The sequence below is a fragment of the Agrobacterium sp. V1 genome (genome assembly GCF_030518355.1).
GTDB classification, from domain to species: domain Bacteria; phylum Pseudomonadota; class Alphaproteobacteria; order Rhizobiales; family Rhizobiaceae; genus Agrobacterium; species Agrobacterium cucumeris.
Genome location: NZ_JAULSF010000001.1, coordinates 1496636 through 1514161 on the forward strand (window position 1 = coordinate 1496636; position 17526 = coordinate 1514161).

The following is a 17526-nucleotide window of genomic DNA, read 5'->3' on the forward strand; positions in this document are numbered from 1 at the left end:
AAGATTAGCAACTCAGACTAAAAGTAGATATGGCCGCTCGCTCCAGTGGACGGTCAACGGATTTCCTTTGTCTTTGCGCTTTCAGGCCTCGTAGGGCAGCCCGGCAATGTCCGGACAATTGACGGAAGCAATGATGAAAATTACGGCGATCAAGACGTTTCGGGCGGAGGAGTTCTCGAATGTTCTCTGGGTCCATGTGGAGACCGATGCAGGCGTGACGGGCCTGGGGGAAACTTTTTACGGCGCTGCTGCCGTCGAAGCCCACATTCACGACACATTGGCGAGCCGGCTGGTGGGCCGCAATCCGCTTCACATCGAGGCGCTTCACCGGGAGATGCTCAACCTGCCAATGGCGCACGCCTCGACGGGCGCAGAACACAGGGCGGCCTCTGCAGTCGACATCGCGTTGTGGGATGTCTTCGGCAAGGTTTGCGGGCAGCCAGTGCACCAGATGCTGGGCGGGCTGTGCGTCGACAAGATGCGAATCTACAACACCTGCGCCGGAAGCCGCTATGTGCGCACGAAAAAGATCAAGCCGGTAGACACCTGGAACCTCGGTGAAGAAACCGGACCCTATGAGGATCTTGACGGCTTCATGAACCGGGCCGGCGAGCTTGCCGAAGACCTCCTCTCCAACGGCATCACGGCCATGAAAATCTGGCCGTTCGATCCTGCCGCAATGGAGAACCGTGGACTGTTCATAACGCCGGAACAGATGAAGACGGCGATCCGCCCCTTTGAGCTGATCCGCAAGGCCGTTGGCGACAAGATGGACATCATGGTCGAGTTCCACTCACTCTGGAACCTGCCCGTCGCCAAACAGATCGCGCGGGCGCTCGAGCCTTTCAAACCGACTTGGTACGAAGATCCGATCAGGATGAACTCGTCGCAGGCGCTGGCGGAATATGCGCAATCGACGGATGTGTGGACCTGCGCGTCGGAGACGCTTGGCACCCGCTTTGCGTACAAGGAATATCTAGACCGCAACGCCGCCCATGTCGTGATGGCCGACCTCTGCTGGACAGGCGGCCTGACGGAAGGCCGCAAGATCGCCGCCATGGCGGAAACCTATCACCGTCCGTTCGCCCCGCATGATTGCATTGGCCCCGTTGGTTTCGCAGCTGCGATCCATATGAGCTTCTCGCAGCCCAACACGCTCATTCAGGAGAGCGTGCGCGCTTTCTACAAGGGCTGGTATCGCGAACTGGTGACAGAGGTTCCGCGTATCGAAGGCGGATTTGTCTATCCAATGGAAGGTCCCGGCCTCGGCACCGAGTTGCAGCCATCCTTCTTCGAGCGCACGGATCTGACCGTGCGCGTATCCGAACTCTGAAGGTAGATCGCCATGAGTATTTCGCTGTTTGACCTGAGCGGCAAGACCGCTCTTGTGACCGGTTCTTCCCGTGGTTTGGGCCGCGCCTTTGCAGAAGGCCTGGCTGATGCCGGCGCGAGAGTAATCCTCAACGGTGTGGACGCCGTCAGGCTTCGGGATGCAGCTGCAGCGATGAGCGCGACCGGCCGTGACGTTTTGACCGCTGCGTTCGACGTCACCGACGAAGCGGCCGTCATCGCAGCTTTCGAGCAATTTGATCGCGACAGCATCGAGGTGGACATCCTCGTCAACAATGCGGGCATCCAGTTCCGCAAGCCCATGCTCGAACTGGCGACGGAAGACTGGCGAAGGGTGATCGACACCAATCTGACCTCGGCCTTTCTGGTGGGCAGGGAGGCCGCAAGGCGGATGGCAAAGCGCGGCTCCGGCAAGATCATCAATGTCGGATCGCTCACCTCCGAACTCGCGCGCGCAACTGTCGCCCCTTACACGGTGGCGAAAGGCGGCATCAAGATGTTGACGAAGGCGATGGCGGCCGAATGGGCGGAAAAGGGCATTCAGGCGAATGCGATCGGCCCAGGCTACATGATCACGGACATGAACGAGGCCTTGCTCGCCAATCCGGAATTCGACGCCTGGGTCAAGGCAAGGACACCTGCCCGCCGTTGGGGCCGGCCCGAAGAGCTGGCGGGCACCGTCATCTACTTTGCCTCCGCCGCATCGGACTATGTCAACGGGCAGATCGTCTATGCCGATGGCGGCATGATCTCTGTGTTGTAAGCGCCGTCGGGAGCGCGCGCTTCAACTATCAAACGCTCTGGGAACGGCGTCACAGGTTCCTGTAACAAAGGGAGGAATGCATGGAATTCTTGTCGTTTAAGCGCATCCTGCGTGCAGGAGAGCGCCAATTGATGTCGTGCGTGCGCATGGCAGCCACGCCCGTTTTATCGCGTCGCGCGGTCGCCTTCGGCATGTGCGCGACCCTGGCGCTGTCGCTGGTGCCGGTGGCCCCTGCCCTGGCGCAGGATGCCAAGGTGGCAAAGCTTGGCCACGGATTTGCCGATACACATCCGCGTTCGGCAGCGATGAAATATTTCGCCGAGGAAGTTGCGAAATCAACCGGCGGCAGCGTGAAGATCGATATTTTCGGCAACTCCGCAATCGGCTCTGAAGAGAAAATGCTGATGGCCGTTCAATCTGGAACGGTCGATCTTTACATGGGCGCGCTTGCACCCATTGCGACGCACCAGAAGGAACTGCAGATCTTCGACTTCCCCTTCCTCTTCGCCACCGATGCCGAAGCGGCAACCCTGCTGGATGGCCCGGAGGGGCAGCGTCTGCTCGACAATCTCTCTGCCCTGAAAATCCACGGTCTCGTCTGGTCTGGCGGCGCTTTCCGCAACCTCTCCAACAGCAAGCATGCTGTCGGCGCACTGGCCGATATGAAGGGCCTGAAGGTTCGTGTGATGCAGAGCCCAATGGCGCTTGCAAGCTTCAAGGCGCTTGGCATGAACGCCGTGCCGATGGCCTTTACGGAGGTTTATACGGCGCTGGAGACCGGCGCACTCGACGGTTATGAACACCCCTTCGTCGATATGTATGCCAACAAGATGTACGAGGTGCAGAAACACCTTACGGTGACAAATCACGTCTACACGCCGGTCGCACTGCTCGCCTCCAACCGGTTCTTCGATTCGCTGACGCCGGATCAGCAAAAGGCCTTGCAGGCGGCAGCGGAAAAGACCCGCACATTCCAGCGCGAGGCAGAATTGCGCGAAGCCGGCGAAGCTCTGAAAAAACTTGAGGCAGAAGGCATGGCGGCGACCGTGATGCCGGCTGCAGAACTCGATGCCATCAGAAGCGCCATAGAGCCCGTCATTGCCAAGAATAAAGAGACGATTGGTCCGGCATTTGTCGATCAATTTTACGCCGAGATCGCAAAACAGAGAAAATAGATTTTCATCTGAAAGAGCCGGCCGAGAGCCGGCTCTTTTCTACGATTTGATCGGGACGCGTGAAATTTGAGGCGGACGCACAGGCGTGCGGAGGCCCGTCTCGTTTGGGAGAAAAAAATGCGTGCATTTCTGGATGCGGGGGTCAACGGTTTTTACCGGGCCATCGAAATCATCCTTGTCCTTTGCATGGCAACGATGCTGGTAATGGTCTTCGGGAATGTCGTCCTGCGGCTGTTTTTTAACACCGGCATCGATATTTCGGAGGAACTTCCGAGATTTGCTTTTGTCTGGATGACATTCCTCGGCGGCATCATCGGCCTTCACAGGCGCAGCCATCTCGGCGTGGATATCGTCGTGCTGGCGCTGCCTCTTCTGGGCAGGAAAGTGTGCTGGGCCATCAGCCAGGTGGTGATGCTCGTCTGCGCCATCTTCATCTTCTACGGAACCTGGCTTCAGCACGATATCCTGAAAATTACGGAATCTCCCGTGGCGGAGATCAGCATGCTGTGGGTTTACGGCGTCAGTTACGTCACCGGCGCGGCCATCGCTCTTATCTGCATTTCAAATCTGCTGCGCCTGGCAAGCGGCCGCCTCTCGGATGACGAACTCATCGGCGTTCACGAGGAAGGCCTCGACGAAGGTCTTCAGGCCGCACGCGCTGCGGACCAACACAAGGGACGCTGATCATGATCGTATTTGTATTTATCGCGTCTCTCCTCGGCCTGATGGCGCTTGGAATGCCGGTTGCTTTCGCGCTGATCGGATGCGGCCTTGTGATGATGTTCTACATGGGCATCACCGATCCGCAGATCATAATCCAGAACATGTGGGACGGCGCCAACAGTTTCCCGCTGCTCGCGGTGCCCTTTTTCATGCTGGCTGGCGAGTTGATGAACGCCGGCGGCATGACGCGGCGCATCATCACCATGGCCATGGCCTGGATTGGCCATATCCGCGGTGGGCTGGGTTATGTGGCGGTTCTGGCCGCCGTCGTCATGGCGTCGCTCTCCGGCTCGGCGGTTGCCGATGCGGCAGCACTCGCCGCCGTACTTGTTCCGCTGATGCGAAACGCCGGTTATGACATTAATCGCTCGTGCGGCCTCATTTCCTGCGGCGGCATCATCGCGCCGGTGCTTCCGCCATCTGTCGGCATGATCATCTTTGGTGTTGCCGGCGGTGTTTCCATCACCAAGCTTTTTCTGGCAGGCATCGTCCCGGGTCTATTGATGGGCGTTGCCATCATGCTCGCCTGGCGCTGGAGCATCGGCAGAGACAATCCGCGGGTGGAGCAGAAAAAGACCTTCGGCGAGCGGTTGACTGAAACCCGCAAGGCGCTCTGGGCGCTGGTCATGCCCGTCGTCGTCATCGGCGGCCTGAAAGCCGGCGCTTTCACCCCAACGGAGGCAGCAGTAATCGCCGCAGTCTATTCCCTGTTCGTCGGCGTCTTTGTCTATCGCGAGATCAAGTTCTCGGATCTCTTCGGCCTCATGTATCGCGCGGCCGAGACGACTGCCGTCGTCATGTTCCTCGTCGCCGCAGCAGGTGTTTCCGCCTGGCTGATCACGACGGCAAGTATTCCGCAGCAATTGGCCGACATGGTCCAGCCCTTCATGGATAACAAGATCCTCCTGATGGCGATCCTCATGGTCATCGTGCTGATCGTCGGCACGGCGATGGACTTCACCCCGACAGTGCTGATTCTGACGCCGGTGCTGATGCCCATCGTCAAGCAGGCGGGTATCGACCCTGTTTATTTCGGCGTGCTGTTCATCATGAATAATGCCATCGGCCTTGTGACGCCGCCGGTCGGCACCGTCCTCAACGTTGTGTGCGGTGTTGCCCGCGCACCAATGACCGGGGTTATCAAAGGCGTGGTGCCCTTCATGGTCGCGCAGATTGCGGTGCTTGTTCTTTTGGTCATCTTTCCGCAGATCGTGCTGTGGCCGCTCGAAATGATGTCAAAATAGGTCTCGGCATTACAAACAAAAAACTCGCTCCGCCAGCAAAACTGGTCGAGCGAGTTTTGCGTTGTTTTCGACTGCATGCGAACGGCGGCGCAGACATCAGGGCAAGAGCAGGCCTCGGCGTTTTCCTCGGCAAATCAATCGCAGCGACCTACCGATACGCATACACATACCGCGCAATATTGTCATAGAAGCTCGAGAGATAGGCCGGAATCCGTTTAATACGGGCGAACTTGCTGCCGCGATATTCTGCCCGGGTGCCGACCAGCGTGTCCGGGTCGCCGAACGGCAGGAAGTCCCTGTCAGTGACATAGACTTTCGTGCCATAGCCCCAGCCGCATTCCAGGGCGCGGTCGAAAGGCAGCGTCATCACCCTTGCCGTTTTGAGAAAGCGCTCCGCCCCGCGAGATGATGTAGCAGGCGGAGGATCCCTGCGGACCGTAAATGCAGCGGCCAAGCGTATCGCCGAGCGCTGGTTTTCCGGCCCTTGAAACCGCTGCGGCGGTGATTGGTCAGTTTGACGATGGCGTTTTCCGGCATTACCGCAACCATTGCCTTGACCCGTTCGGAAAACTCCGGGGTGAAGGCAACATCGTCCTCGACGATCACAGCCACCGGCGCATCGGTGGCAAGGAATATCTCCAGTGCCTTTATATGGCTGGCATAGCGGCCATATTCACCGGCGAGCGCATGGCGGCCGTCGCGCAGCTCGAAACCGCGCCGGTCAAAATCTGCCCATTCGGCGGGTGGAACAGTCTTGCCGTCGACACCTTCCACCGGGCGCAGATCCAGCCCAAGGCCGGCAGCGCCCTCCAGCATCTTCTCAAGCCGCGCCCGTGCCCGTGCAATGGAAATGATGTAGATGGGGAAAGTGGAAATCGGCAGCATTCAGAACACACCATGCGCATGAAGACGGGAGACCGTCTCCTACAGCAAGGCGCGTGCAGCGTCCATTCGGACACCGAAGAGGCGCGATCTCGTCAGGCGGAATACCGGGATTTACGGCGACAGGAGGTTTCAGACCCGAAACACAGGCAGTCGCTGGTTTTTACTTGCGCGCGGCGGTGCGACGGCAGCGCCAGTTCCAGTCTCTCGGCTCGCCCGTGTCCATATGAACTGATTCGGTGTGGCAATAGGTGCCGACGCCACCGCGTTCAGGCAGGGAACGCAGATAGGTGGCAAGCTCCCATTTGGAGACGCCCTTGATCTGAATATCGGCGGCATCGCAGGTATAATGCTTGGAACCCTGCCTCACGCCCTTTGGCGGACGATAGCCCGAAGTGACGATCGCCGGGCTGTTATAATGCCGCTCGACATCCTTGATCATGCGGACCAGTTCCGGCTTGAAGCAGCCAACTTCGACGCGATCCGTCTGCAGGAAAAGACCATTCGGGGAAACACGGGTCAGCCCGGAAAGCGACGCCAGCTTCATGAGGCCGGTCGGCTGGTCATCCTCATCTTCGAGGTGCGCATCGTCGAATTCCTCAGACATCATCGAACGGCCGGAAAGCGCGATGCCCATTGTCGGGTCCGACCCGCCGGGCAGTGACGCAACCTCGGTCGTCGCGGCCGAGCCGCTCTCGATCATTTTCGGCAGCCGTTTTTTGGCGGCGCCGGCGAAAAATGCCGCAAGCGTTACGCCCGTGCCTTCGCTTTCCTGTTTCTCGCCTGCGGGCACCGCGTTTGCCGCGGGTTGCGCAGCGGCGGCGGCTGCAAGCTGCTGCGGCGCGGGTGTAGGAACAGGCTGGCGGTTTTCGCTGTGCTGTTCCGCCACCGGTACCGGAACTGGCGCCGAGACAGGCTGAGGCTGGAGTTGCGGCTGCGCCGGCGCTGAATAAACGCTGCTGACGGCGGGAATGATCTTCTGCGATGGCGCGGTGGCAGCGGAACCATCTGCCGCTACGGAGGGGGTTGCCGCGCGGGCGGTCGAATAGATGCTGGATGTGCCGGCGGAAATTGCCGTTGGCTGCGTCGTCAGCCCGCCAATATCGGCGGCGGCACCATAAACCTGCGCCGGGCCACCCGGTGTCTGCGGCTGAGCCGGCACGGCGCCACCGGATGCCGATGCAACGGCGGGATCCACATAATGCCCCGGCTGGGCACCGGCCGCGGGTGCCGCGACGGCCGCTGCAGCCGTCTGCGGGCGCTGTTGCCCGGCGATTTCCGGCTTCTTGGTGTTGGCGGCCATCTCATCATCCGTCACCGCCGAAACGCAGCCGGAAAGCCCGAGCAGCGAAACCGCAATAACAAGACGCTGACAGGAAACGCGTCCTTTCGCGCCCTCGACAGTTTTCATGGATGGCCTCCGTATCTTGCATTTCCAACAGCAGCACGGGAACGGGCGCGTGTGCTTTCCCCAAACGGGACGGGCCGTTTCGATTCGCGGACTATGCCTCATCCCGTCAGGACAAGGCAAGAGCGCCCGAAAACGCCGCTATTGGCCGGGAAAATCCCTTACCAGGAACCGGTATTCTGCATAGATATCCACGGTTCGGCTGGTGCGAGGCTTTCGCCCTTCTGCAGAATCTCGAAAGAAATACCGTCAGGCGAACGGACGAAGGCCATGTGCCCGTCACGCGGCGGCCGGTTGATCACGACGCCATTCTGCTGAAGCTTGGCGCAGAAGTCGTAGATATTGTCGACCTCGTAAGCCAGATGGCCGAAATTGCGGCCGCCGGTGTAATCTTCGGTGTCCCAATTATAGGTGAGTTCGAGGCTCGGCGCCTTTTTTTCCTTGGCCACAGCAATGTCATCACGCGCGGCAAGAAAAACCAGAGTGAATCGGCCTTTTTCGTTTTCGATTCGGCGTATTTCTTCGAGACCCATGAGGTCGCAATAGAATTTCATTGATTCGCCAAGGTCTTTGACACGAACCATTGTGTGCAGATACCGCATTTTCTTCCTCTCCAATACACGGGTCCGGAGCCGTTAAACGCATGATCGCAAGCCCCGGACAAGGACGGCGACATAAAAGCAGCTGCGCAAATCAAAAACTAGGGCTTGCGTGGAACCGTTACCAAGATGTTAATCTGGTACACAGGAATCAGTTGACCGGTGTATGGCGCGTAATCGAGGGGTTGGCAGGATATGGCTGATAGGATGTCATCGAAGACGATAGTCGATGTCGAGGACCTTTCGGGCGATGCCGTGGACCTGACCGAAATTACCGGCGTCGTTAAATGGTTCGACGTCGCCAAGGGTTTCGGCTTTATCGTGCCTGATAACGGCACGCAGGATGTGCTGCTGCACGTCTCCTGCCTGCGCCGCGATGGATACCAGACCATTCTCGAAGGCACCCGCATCGTCGCCCTCATCCAGCGGCGCGACCGCGGCTTCCAGGCTTTCCGCATCCTGTCGATGGATCAATCGACCGCCGTTCACCCCTCGCAGCTGCCGCCGGTGCGCACCCATGTGCAGGTCACACCCTCAAGCGGGCTGGAGCGCGCCATCGTCAAGTGGTTCAACCGCACCAAGGGTTTCGGCTTCCTGACGCGTGGCGAAGGAACGGAAGACATTTTTGTGCATATGGAAACGCTGCGTCGTTTCGGCCTGACGGAACTGCGCCCGGGCCAGGTGGTGCTGGTGCGTTTCGGCGATGGCGACAAGGGTTTGATGGCGGCTGAAATCCACCCCGACAACCCGGTTTCAGTCGGGATGTCGCACTGATGGCCGGCTTGGTGCCTAAAATAATGAAGGGCGCCGTCATGGCGCTTCTTTTTTTCTCGCTCGCAGGCGCCGTTCAGGCCCAACAACAGACTTTCACGACCGAGCCGCTGACGATCGAAACCACGTCAGGGAAAAACCACGATTTCACGGCGGAGCTGGCGCTTAGCAATGCCCAGCGCGAACAGGGCCTGATGTTCCGCAAAGCCATGCCGCTTGAAAGCGGCATGCTGTTCGATTTCGGCCAGGAACGCGACGTGGCCATGTGGATGCGCAACACGCTCATCCCGCTCGACATGCTGTTCATCGCCCGTGATGGGCGTATCACCCATATTCACGAAAATGCAGTTCCGCATTCGGAAGCAATCATCAGCTCCCGTGGTCCGGTTAAATTTGTGCTTGAACTGAATGGCGGCACCGCAAAGCGCTATGGCATCAAGCCGGGCGATATGGTCCGCAGCGGGCAAATCGGCAACCGGAAATAACGTTGCCGCGTTATTGCATCTGAATGATGCCGGACGATGTTTCGACCGGCTGGTGCAATGTTCAGTAAACCGGCTCGATATGGCTCAGAATCCGGCAATTGGAGATGGAAGCAGCAAGATTGATGGCGATATCGATCGCCTCGACCGAATCAGCTGTGCCTTCCAGATAGATCACATCGTTTTCAACGGTTGCGGAAATACGCGACTTTTCGAGACCTGATTCGAAGGCAAGAGCCGAGGTGATCGCCTGGCAAACGCCTGCCATGCGGTCTCCGAAGAAGCTTTCCTGAATGCCTGACAAATTGAACATGTGCGTTCTCCTTCTTATGGACTTTACAACGCGCCAGTAGCGGTTTTGTTCATCTCCGGTTCATCATTCCGTTCATCTTCCATTCATCTTGCAAAATTGGAACCCCCCAATCGATCACATTTTAGGTGATCGGGAACCATTTCGTGAGGCGGGCATTACGCGCATGGGAGTGAAAACCGCCATGAAGGCGCTGAAAACAGGGAGGAATGACATGCTGATTAACAGGACGGAGCCGTGTCACCACGCCTCGTGGATGAAGCCCGTTGCCATTCATCTGCCGCTGTGCGTAGCCGTGGAAATCTACAGCCCGCTAGTGGCGCTGGACATGCTGATGTACCGCTGGCCGGAAGAACATGGGCCGGAATATGAAGAAGCGCGCAGAAACTGTCTCGATGCGATCGCCGGCAGATGCGACATCGAAAAAGCCCGGGAATCGTTTCTCGTCGCAAGCAGTCACGCACATATTCTGAACATCCACTAAAGTTCATGCCATGGTGACGATTGGGCCCTTCTCCGCGAAGGGCTTTTCTTTGCGGCACGCCACATGCTTAAGCGCCTTTCCCCACGCCACGCAGCCTGCCCGCCCGCCGATGATGACATGTAACTGTCACCTAAACGTTATAATCGGCAAAGACGAATTCCATGGAATCGGTTGGCGGGTGAACCGCCGGAAGCTAGGGAGTGGAACTGGCCAGCATGGAAACTGTCTTTGCTCTTTGCGCAATTCTGCTGCTTGCCTTCAATCTTCTCGGCATTGGTCTGGCCGGCTGGCGCCTGAGGCGGCGCGACACGGAAAACGCACTTGTGCGACAAAAGCCACCCGTCTCGATCGTGGTGCCCCTGCGCGGTGTCGAAAACTTCACATCGCTGACGCTGTCGCGGGCGTTTGAACTCGACTGGCCGGATTATGAATTGCTGTTCTGCATCGCCGATGAATTCGATCCGGTGATCGAAGAGGTGCGCCGGACGAGCGCCGCCTTCCCGGCGGTCTCGGCGCAGGTGCTGCTCGGCGACGACCGTATCAGCGCCAATCCGAAGCTGAACAATTGCGTCAAGGGCTGGCGCGCCGCCCGGCACGAATGGGTCATCCTTGCCGATTCGAACGTGCTGATGCCGAAATCCTACATAGCGACCATGATGTCAGCCTGGCGGCCAGATAGCGGGCTGGTCTGCTCGCCGCCGCTTGGCTCACGTCCGGCAGGCTTTTGGGCACATGTAGAATGCGCTTTCCTCAATGGCTCGCAGGGCCGCTGGCAATATGCAGCGGAAGCGATCGGCATCGGTTTCGCACAGGGCAAATCGATGTTGTGGAACAAGCCATTCCTCGAAGACCATGGCGGCATCCGCGCACTCGCTGCCGAAATCGCCGAAGACGCCGCCTCGACCAAACTGGTCCGAAACGCCGGCCGCAGGGTGCATCTGGTCTCGCCGCCTTTCGAGCAGCCGCTCGGCCAGCGCCACCCCAGTGAAATCTGGTCACGCCAAACCCGCTGGGCGCGGCTGAGGCGCGTGACCTTCCCGCAATATTTCGCACCGGAAATCCTGACCGGCGCCCTTCCCCCGCTCCTCCTTGCGCTCGCTGCCGCTGCGATGATGGAGATGAACCTCGCCATTACCGCTTTTGCCGTGCTTGCCATCATGTATGTGCCGGAACTGGTGCTCGCAGCCCTCAATGGCTGGCCGCTATCCCTCTATACGCTGCCTGCCATGATCGCCCGGGATATGATCATGCCAGTCGTCTGGACCCGCAGCTGGATCGGCAGCGCGGTGGCATGGCGCGGCAATGTCATGACGATCGGCACGGCAGAAAGCACATTGGCCGGGCCATCCGCAGACTGAAAAGAAACGTGTTTGAAGGGGTTACGCCGGAAAGCTGATGTTCTGCTTTAAAATGGTCGGAGTGGAGAGATTCGAACTCCCGACCCTCTGGTCCCAAACCAGATGCGCTACCAGACTGCGCTACACTCCGCCGAGGCGATGGCTGGGGAATACACGGTTCACCTGAAGTCCGCAACAGGGAAATTCATCTTTGTTCAGCCATTGTCTTGATCGGCGGAGCACGGTGCTGATGCGGGAGGATCACCACGGGAAAGCGAGGGGATATTCATCTTGACTCTCAGGGTAAGTCAGTCCATTCCAAATTCAGCGTTCCTGACACGATTTGGTTATTCTATTCAGGTACGTGAAGAATAATCCGGGGTGTTACGCCCCACCGCCCAACCGGAGCAGTTTCGACATGTCTGCGAAGATTTACCGCCCTGCAAAAACCGCCATGCAATCCGGCACGGCGAAGACCAATGTCTGGGTCCTGGAATTCGACGCCGAAGTTCCGCGCAAGATCGATCCGATCATGGGCTACACTTCCAGTTCCGACATGAAACAGCAGGTCAAGCTGACATTCGAAACGCAGGAGCAGGCCGAAGCCTATGCGCAGCGCAAGGGCATCGAATACCGCGTCATCCTGCCGAAGGAAGCGACCCGCAAGGTGGTTTCCTACACCGACAATTTCCGTTTCAACCGCACCCAGCCCTGGACGCACTGAAACACGATCATTTTGATATTTCTGCCGGAACATCTTTGCCCGGCATAACGGCCCCTTAGCTCAACTGGATAGAGCAACTGCCTTCTAAGCAGTAGGTCGCAGGTTCGAGTCCTGCAGGGGTCGCCACCGCTTCTCACATCATCCATGAATGACTGGTTTGGGTCCGATCGCAGCGCGCGATCAGTCTGCGTTAGTATCGCGGCTATTCCTCATGTTTCTCCATTTCACGAGATAACCGAAACCCGGTCCGATCAGCATGCCGCCGATAACCCACTCGGCGAGCGTCAAGGGTCGCTCATCAGGGTCGTGGCCTGTCACGTAGAGGAAGAGAAAAAACACGACCACGCCGCTTATCAGGAGGGTGATCGGAAAAAGCACACTGTCGCGAAAACCTTTCATACATTCCATCTCCCTTGGCCGTGTTGATTGGGCGGTATTGTACCATAGCCGTCGCCGCGGTGCTCGCTGTCCTGATATGAGGTATTGCACCGGCGTATTACGTAACTTATGTTGTTACGATAGACGCAAAAAAGGAGTTGTCGCTGTGGGTACATTTGATGGAAGGCAGGCTGATTATATCGAAGGAGCTAGACGCAACGTTCCAGGGCTCGATGGACTTCATCGCATGGCAGGACTGCTTTTGGCCGAACGGGTGCCCCAGGACGGGCGAGTGCTCGTGGTCGGTGCGGGTGGTGGCCTTGAGCTAAAAGCACTGTCTGAACAGCAGTCAGGTTGGAAATTTGATGGTGTCGATCCGTCATCGGACATGCTTGCATTGGCACAAAAAACGATTGGAAACCTTAGTGAGCGCATAGCTCTTCACAATGGCAACATCTCTGTTGCACCCGCTGGGCCTTTCGATGGTGCAGTATGTCTGCTCGTATTCCACCATATCTCGCCCGAGGATAGGAAGGTCACGCTTGATGGCATTCGCCAGCGTCTACGACCGGGCTCGCCGTTCGTGCTAGCTCACGTCAGTTTCCCATTGAGTGAACCAGCTTACTCAACCTGGATCGAACGGCATGTCAAATTTGGCGCTTCTTCACAGATGGACGCCGATAGACGTAACGCAGCTAAGATAGGGATGAGAAAAGCCTTCATAAGGTCACCGGAAGAAGAGCGAGAATATCTACAGGAAGCAGGTTTCACGAGCATCACACAATTTTATCAAGCAATCAGTTTCCGCGGCTGGGTAGCCTACGCATGAGCGAACATAATTTCTTGCAAATGATATCCGTTCAGGGCCACACAGCGACTAGCGTGCTATAGTCCGATTGCCTGACGGAGGCGACGCGGTGGGAAGAGTGGCGGAGGCCTTGGTATGGACACCGCCGTACTGCGTAATCGATGCCTGCCTTAATCGTTATGCAAAAGGAAGCCGGCTACCCCTCCTGAGATGAGCTAACCCCTCCTGCAATGGCCGCTTCGTGTATGAAGGTCATGACCGCTATGGGCCAATAGCCGGCAACAGAACCAGCAACGCCACCCCTAGGTCCAAATCGTCTCCAGAGACACCCGTCTTGGCCGTCTTGAATACTTACGCCGTCCATTCCGCCCCAAGCAGGAGCGCCAACGCCGGCCTTATGCCCTACCCCTGCCCCATCAGCGTGAAATACCCCCAAGCCGCCACAAAAAGCGCGATGACAACCACAATCGTCAGCGTCTTTTTCGCTTTCGGCCCCAGCGGTTCGCGCGGTTTTTTCGGCGGCACCGGTTTGCGGAACTTCACCACATTGTCGTTCATTCTATCATCGTCCTGAATGTCGCTGCTGAAGCCTCAGCCGTATCGCTGGCATCGGCCTTTCCGGAATTATCTCTAACAGACCAGAACTATCATAAATATTACCAAGTTTTCACTTCACCCTTTGGGCAAGCTATGTCACTTCCCACAATCAGAGGAATACAAATAGCAATGGACCGAGCGGAAAACACAGGGGTGGCGACAATCCCCTGTGGTGTTTTGAATTTTGCAGGTGACAAGAATGAATGACGCCAACAGCCAAGGCCGCGACACGGAAAACAGCCAGCCCGATCTGCGGGAGATTCTGGGCACGAACAAATCTGGCAGGAAGAAGAAATCGCGTCGGTATCTTTATGCCGTGGCTGCCATCGTGCTGATCGGCGGCGGTCTCGGTTATTATTACCAGTCGCGTGCCGCAGGCGTCGCCTACAACTATGTCACGGAACCGGCAAAACAGGGTGATCTTTCCGTCATCGTCACCTCCACCGGCTCGGTCCAGCCAACCGATCAGGTCGATATATCGAGCGAATTGTCCGGCACGGTCCGCAAGGTCAACGTCACATACAATACCCCGGTAAAGTCCGGCGATATTCTGGCCGAGCTCGACACCAACAAGCTCGAAGCCGACGTGCAGAGCGCCCGCGCCAAGCTTGCCTCCGCCAAGGCCAGCGTGCTGAAGGCGCGCGCCGATCTCGGTTCGGCGAAAACCTCCATGGAGCGGCTGAGATCACTGGTGCAGAACCGGGTCTCCAGCCAGCAGGATCTGGATGCGGCCCAGTTCAGCCACGATGCCGCCGCCGCCACGCTTGACGTCAACGAGGCGACCGTGCTTTCGGCGGAAGCGGATCTGAGGCTCGCCGAGGTCAATCTCGGCAAGGCCAAGATCGTTTCGCCCATCGATGGCGTCATCCTCACCCGCAGCGTCGATCCCGGCGCCACCGTCGCCTCCTCGCTGAATGCCCCGGTGTTGTTCACCATCGCCGGCGATCTGCGTCATATGGAACTGCAGGTCTCGGTCGATGAAGCCGATGTCGGCAAGGTCGAGACTGGGCAGAAAGCGACGTTCAATGTCGATGCCTATCCCGACCGCAGCTTCCCGGCCGAAATTGAGACCGTGCGCTTCGCCTCGGAAACCGTATCCAATGTCGTGACCTACAAGGGCATATTGACCGTCGATAACGAGGAGCTGTTGCTGCGCCCGGGCATGACGGCGACGGCCAATATCATTGTCGAGGAAATCAAGGACACGCTGCTGGTGCCGAATTCAGCGCTCCGTTATACGCCGCCGCGCGAATCCGCCTCGCGTAGTGGCGGGTTGATGAGCCTGTTCCGCCCGCCCCGCATGGGCCGCTCGCAGAACCGCGATGCGGGTCAAGCCGCGACGGGCAAAAGAACGGTGTGGGTGCTGCGCAACAACAATCCCGTCTCCGTCTCCATCGAAACCGGTTCCACTGACGGCCAGCACACCGTGGTCAAATCGGGCGAGTTGAAAGCCGATGATCAGGTGATTACCGACGCAACGGCTCGCAACGCCGGCTGACGGAGGAAGACCTGATGCAAACGCCGCTCATCGAATTCCGCAACGTCGTCAAGCAATATGGCCGCGGCGAAGCAACCATTCACGCGCTCGTTGGCGTCAGCCTGTCGATCCACGAGAAGGAATTCGTCGCCATCATGGGGCCGTCAGGCTCGGGCAAATCCACGTCGATGAACATCATCGGCTGTCTGGATGTGCCAACGGCTGGCGAATATCTGTTTCAGGGCGTGCCGACCAGCGGCTTCGACAATGAGCACCTGACGCTGCTGCGTCGCCACATGCTGGGTTTCGTGTTTCAGGGCTTCAACCTTCTGTCACGCACCTCGGCGGTGGAAAATGTCGAGCTGCCATTGGTCTATCGCGGCATGAAGGCGTCTGAAAGGCGCGCCCGCGCCATGGAGGCGCTGGCACAGGTGGGTTTGAAGGGCCGCGAGGATCACACCACGCAGGAGCTTTCCGGCGGCCAGCAACAGCGTGTGGCCATCGCACGGGCCATCGTCACCCGCCCTGCCCTGTTGCTGGCCGACGAGCCGACCGGTAACCTCGACACGAAGACCAGCAACGAGATCATGGACCTCATCACCGCGCTCAATCGCGACCGGGGCATCACGGTCGTCATGGTCACGCATGAAGAGGATATCGCCGCCCATGCGGGGCGTCTGCTGCGCTTCGTTGACGGACACCTCGCCTCCGATAGCGCCGCGGAAAAAAAGGAGAGCTCCGATGTTCTTTGAAACGTCGCGTCTGGCGCTGCGCGCCATCAGCCGCAACCTCCTGCGCTCCTTCCTCACCGTGCTCGGCGTCGTCATTGGTGTGGCCGCCGTCATCGCCATGGTCACCATCGGCAACGGCACCACGGAACAGGTGAAATCGGAACTGTCGCGGCTCGGCACCAACATGCTGTTCGTGCGCCCCGGCCAGTTCGGCCCCGGCCGTGCCAGCACCGAGGCGAAGCGCTTCGACGACCGTGATGTCGAGGCCATCCGCAACCAGATATCGGGCATCCGCGCCGTTGCGCCGCAAAACCGCAGCTCGGCCGCAACGGTCATTTTCGGCGGCAAGAACCACCAGACCAGCGTCATCGGCACCACCAACGACTATCTGATCGCGCAGGACTGGACCATCGCGCTCGGGCGCGATTTCCAGCCGGCAGAAGATCGCGGCGGCCAGATCGGCTGCATCATCGGCGAAACGGTGCGCCAGGAACTGTTCGGTGCGGAAAACCCCGTCGGGCAGACGATCCGCGTCAGCAACATCTCCTGCCCCGTCATCGGCGTTCTCGCCAGAAAAGGCCAGTCCGGCCTCGGTGACGATCAGGACGACACGATTATCATGCCGCTGAAAATCCACCAGCGGCGCATCGGCGGCACCACCACCATTTCCTCGATCATGGTCTCGGCGCAGGACGGCGTTTCGACCGCCAAGGTGCAGAGCGACCTGCAGAACCTGCTGCGTGAGCGCCGCCGCATCAACATTGGCCGCGAGGATGATTTTACCGTCAACGACATGACGCAGATCGCCTCGGCCATGACCGGCACAACGACGCTGCTGACCGGTCTCTTAGGCGCGGTCGCCGCCGTCAGCCTTCTGGTCGGCGGCATCGGTATCATGAACATCATGCTGGTCTCGGTGACGGAACGCACCCGCGAGATCGGCATTCGTCTCGCCATCGGCGCGCTCGAAAAACAGGTGCTGACTCAGTTTCTGGTGGAAGCCGTCATGCTGTCGGCCTTCGGCGGCCTCGTCGGCATATTGACCGGCCTCGGCCTCGCTTATGCCGTCGTCGGTTATCTCAACGTGCCCTTCGTCACCAGCCCGTCAATCATCTTCCTTGCCTTTGCCTTTTCGGCGGCCATCGGCGTGATTTTCGGCTATTTCCCGGCGCGGCGGGCGGCAAGTTTAAGCCCGATCGAAGCATTGCGACATGAATGAAAGCCGGCGTTCAAACGGCAACCGGCTTTTTGTGAGAAGAATTCGCAACCTCCACGTCTTCCTG

21 protein-coding genes and 2 tRNA genes are annotated in these 17526 nt (G+C 58.7%); 15 read left to right on the forward strand and 8 right to left on the reverse strand.

Translation table 11 applies throughout. The features are described 5' to 3' along the window. Window positions 1–133 precede the first annotated feature (133 nt). The 5 genes from QSV77_RS07265 (at window position 134) to QSV77_RS07285 (ending at window position 5255) form a co-directional block, all read left to right on the forward strand. Window positions 134–1333, forward strand: a complete 1200-nt coding sequence (locus QSV77_RS07265) for a mandelate racemase/muconate lactonizing enzyme family protein (RefSeq protein WP_142840083.1) — start codon at window positions 134–136, stop codon at window positions 1331–1333. Window positions 1334–1345: 12 nt separating this feature from the next. Next, window positions 1346–2113: an SDR family oxidoreductase gene (locus QSV77_RS07270; RefSeq protein WP_302732963.1), complete on the forward strand. Its 768-nt coding sequence runs from the start codon at window positions 1346–1348 to the stop codon at window positions 2111–2113. 80 nt (window positions 2114–2193) lie between these two features. Continuing rightward, window positions 2194–3288 carry a DctP family TRAP transporter solute-binding subunit gene (locus tag QSV77_RS07275; RefSeq protein WP_302732964.1) on the forward strand — a complete coding sequence of 365 codons (1095 nt, stop codon included), beginning with the start codon at window positions 2194–2196 and terminating at the stop codon, window positions 3286–3288. Between the two features lie 117 nt (window positions 3289–3405). Next, entirely contained in the window at window positions 3406–3972 is a 567-nt protein-coding gene (locus tag QSV77_RS07280) for a TRAP transporter small permease (protein WP_302732965.1), read from the forward strand. A gap of 2 nt (window positions 3973–3974) precedes the next feature. Then, the gene (locus QSV77_RS07285; RefSeq protein WP_302732966.1) at window positions 3975–5255 is read left to right on the forward strand and encodes a TRAP transporter large permease; all 1281 of its coding nucleotides are present in this window, start codon (window positions 3975–3977) and stop codon (window positions 5253–5255) included. Window positions 5256–5403: 148 nt separating this feature from the next. On the opposite strand, the gene QSV77_RS07290 is transcribed toward QSV77_RS07285, so the two are convergent. The 4 genes from QSV77_RS07290 to QSV77_RS07305 all read right to left on the reverse strand — a co-directional run bounded on the left by QSV77_RS07290 (window position 5404) and on the right by QSV77_RS07305 (window position 8147). Then, window positions 5404–5622 (reverse strand): hypothetical protein, encoded by a 219-nt coding sequence (locus QSV77_RS07290; protein WP_271363509.1) that lies wholly within the window; start codon window positions 5620–5622, stop codon window positions 5404–5406. After that, window positions 5622–6140: a glycosyltransferase family 25 protein gene (locus tag QSV77_RS07295; RefSeq protein WP_302732968.1), complete on the reverse strand. Its 519-nt coding sequence runs from the start codon at window positions 6138–6140 to the stop codon at window positions 5622–5624. Before QSV77_RS07295 ends, QSV77_RS07290 begins: the two co-directional genes overlap by 1 nt. 160 nt (window positions 6141–6300) lie before the next feature. After that, on the reverse strand, window positions 6301–7548 hold the full coding sequence (locus QSV77_RS07300; RefSeq protein WP_302732969.1) for a YcbK family protein: 1248 nt from the start codon (window positions 7546–7548) through the stop codon (window positions 6301–6303). 158 nt (window positions 7549–7706) lie between these two features. Continuing rightward, window positions 7707–8147 carry a VOC family protein gene (locus tag QSV77_RS07305; RefSeq protein WP_302732970.1) on the reverse strand — a complete coding sequence of 147 codons (441 nt, stop codon included), beginning with the start codon at window positions 8145–8147 and terminating at the stop codon, window positions 7707–7709. A gap of 192 nt (window positions 8148–8339) precedes the next feature. Between QSV77_RS07305 and QSV77_RS07310 the strand changes: the two genes are divergently transcribed. Next, the gene (locus QSV77_RS07310) at window positions 8340–8918 is read left to right on the forward strand and encodes a cold-shock protein (protein ID WP_046798259.1); all 579 of its coding nucleotides are present in this window, start codon (window positions 8340–8342) and stop codon (window positions 8916–8918) included. Beyond that, complete coding sequence (locus QSV77_RS07315; RefSeq protein WP_302732971.1) at window positions 8918–9400, forward strand: DUF192 domain-containing protein; 483 nt, start codon at window positions 8918–8920, stop codon at window positions 9398–9400. The genes QSV77_RS07310 and QSV77_RS07315 overlap by 1 nt, the downstream gene beginning before the upstream one ends. Window positions 9401–9461: 61 nt before the next feature. Here QSV77_RS07315 and QSV77_RS07320 read toward each other — a convergent pair whose 3' ends face one another. Then, entirely contained in the window at window positions 9462–9710 is a 249-nt protein-coding gene (locus QSV77_RS07320; protein ID WP_003522642.1) for a BON domain-containing protein, read from the reverse strand. A 211-nt stretch (window positions 9711–9921) separates the two neighbouring features. On the opposite strand from QSV77_RS07320, the gene QSV77_RS07325 reads away from it, so the two are divergent. Both QSV77_RS07325 and QSV77_RS07330 read left to right on the forward strand, forming a co-directional pair. Further along, the gene (locus tag QSV77_RS07325) at window positions 9922–10191 is read left to right on the forward strand and encodes a DUF982 domain-containing protein (RefSeq protein WP_035224285.1); all 270 of its coding nucleotides are present in this window, start codon (window positions 9922–9924) and stop codon (window positions 10189–10191) included. Between the two features lie 215 nt (window positions 10192–10406). Then, window positions 10407–11549, forward strand: a complete 1143-nt coding sequence (locus tag QSV77_RS07330; protein ID WP_302732972.1) for a ceramide glucosyltransferase — start codon at window positions 10407–10409, stop codon at window positions 11547–11549. A gap of 53 nt (window positions 11550–11602) precedes the next feature. Here the strand turns inward: QSV77_RS07330 and QSV77_RS07335 are convergent. Further along, a tRNA-Pro gene (locus QSV77_RS07335) sits at window positions 11603–11679 on the reverse strand. Window positions 11680–11946: 267 nt separating this feature from the next. Between QSV77_RS07335 and QSV77_RS07340 the strand changes: the two genes are divergently transcribed. Next, window positions 11947–12252, forward strand: a complete 306-nt coding sequence (locus QSV77_RS07340) for an ETC complex I subunit (protein WP_010971882.1) — start codon at window positions 11947–11949, stop codon at window positions 12250–12252. A gap of 49 nt (window positions 12253–12301) precedes the next feature. After that, window positions 12302–12378: transfer RNA gene (locus tag QSV77_RS07345), tRNA-Arg, on the forward strand. A 54-nt stretch (window positions 12379–12432) separates the two neighbouring features. On the opposite strand, the gene QSV77_RS07350 is transcribed toward QSV77_RS07345, so the two are convergent. Next, entirely contained in the window at window positions 12433–12651 is a 219-nt protein-coding gene (locus QSV77_RS07350; protein ID WP_302732974.1) for a hypothetical protein, read from the reverse strand. Window positions 12652–12796: 145 nt separating this feature from the next. Between QSV77_RS07350 and QSV77_RS07355 the strand changes: the two genes are divergently transcribed. Further along, entirely contained in the window at window positions 12797–13459 is a 663-nt protein-coding gene (locus QSV77_RS07355; RefSeq protein ID WP_065115921.1) for a bifunctional 2-polyprenyl-6-hydroxyphenol methylase/3-demethylubiquinol 3-O-methyltransferase UbiG, read from the forward strand. A 381-nt stretch (window positions 13460–13840) separates the two neighbouring features. On the opposite strand, the gene QSV77_RS07360 is transcribed toward QSV77_RS07355, so the two are convergent. Next, the gene (locus tag QSV77_RS07360) at window positions 13841–13996 is read right to left on the reverse strand and encodes a hypothetical protein (protein WP_302732976.1); all 156 of its coding nucleotides are present in this window, start codon (window positions 13994–13996) and stop codon (window positions 13841–13843) included. A 238-nt stretch (window positions 13997–14234) separates the two neighbouring features. Here QSV77_RS07360 and QSV77_RS07365 point away from each other — a divergent pair, with 238 nt between their 5' ends. From QSV77_RS07365 to QSV77_RS07375, 3 genes are read left to right on the forward strand one after another with little or no spacing between them, the layout of a single operon-like run. Next, window positions 14235–15533: an efflux RND transporter periplasmic adaptor subunit gene (locus QSV77_RS07365; protein WP_302732977.1), complete on the forward strand. Its 1299-nt coding sequence runs from the start codon at window positions 14235–14237 to the stop codon at window positions 15531–15533. Window positions 15534–15544: 11 nt separating this feature from the next. Next, on the forward strand, window positions 15545–16264 hold the full coding sequence (locus tag QSV77_RS07370) for an ABC transporter ATP-binding protein (RefSeq protein WP_302733903.1): 720 nt from the start codon (window positions 15545–15547) through the stop codon (window positions 16262–16264). Then, window positions 16254–17462 (forward strand): ABC transporter permease, encoded by a 1209-nt coding sequence (locus tag QSV77_RS07375; RefSeq protein ID WP_142840097.1) that lies wholly within the window; start codon window positions 16254–16256, stop codon window positions 17460–17462. The genes QSV77_RS07370 and QSV77_RS07375 overlap by 11 nt, the downstream gene beginning before the upstream one ends. Window positions 17463–17526: the final 64 nt, after the last annotated feature.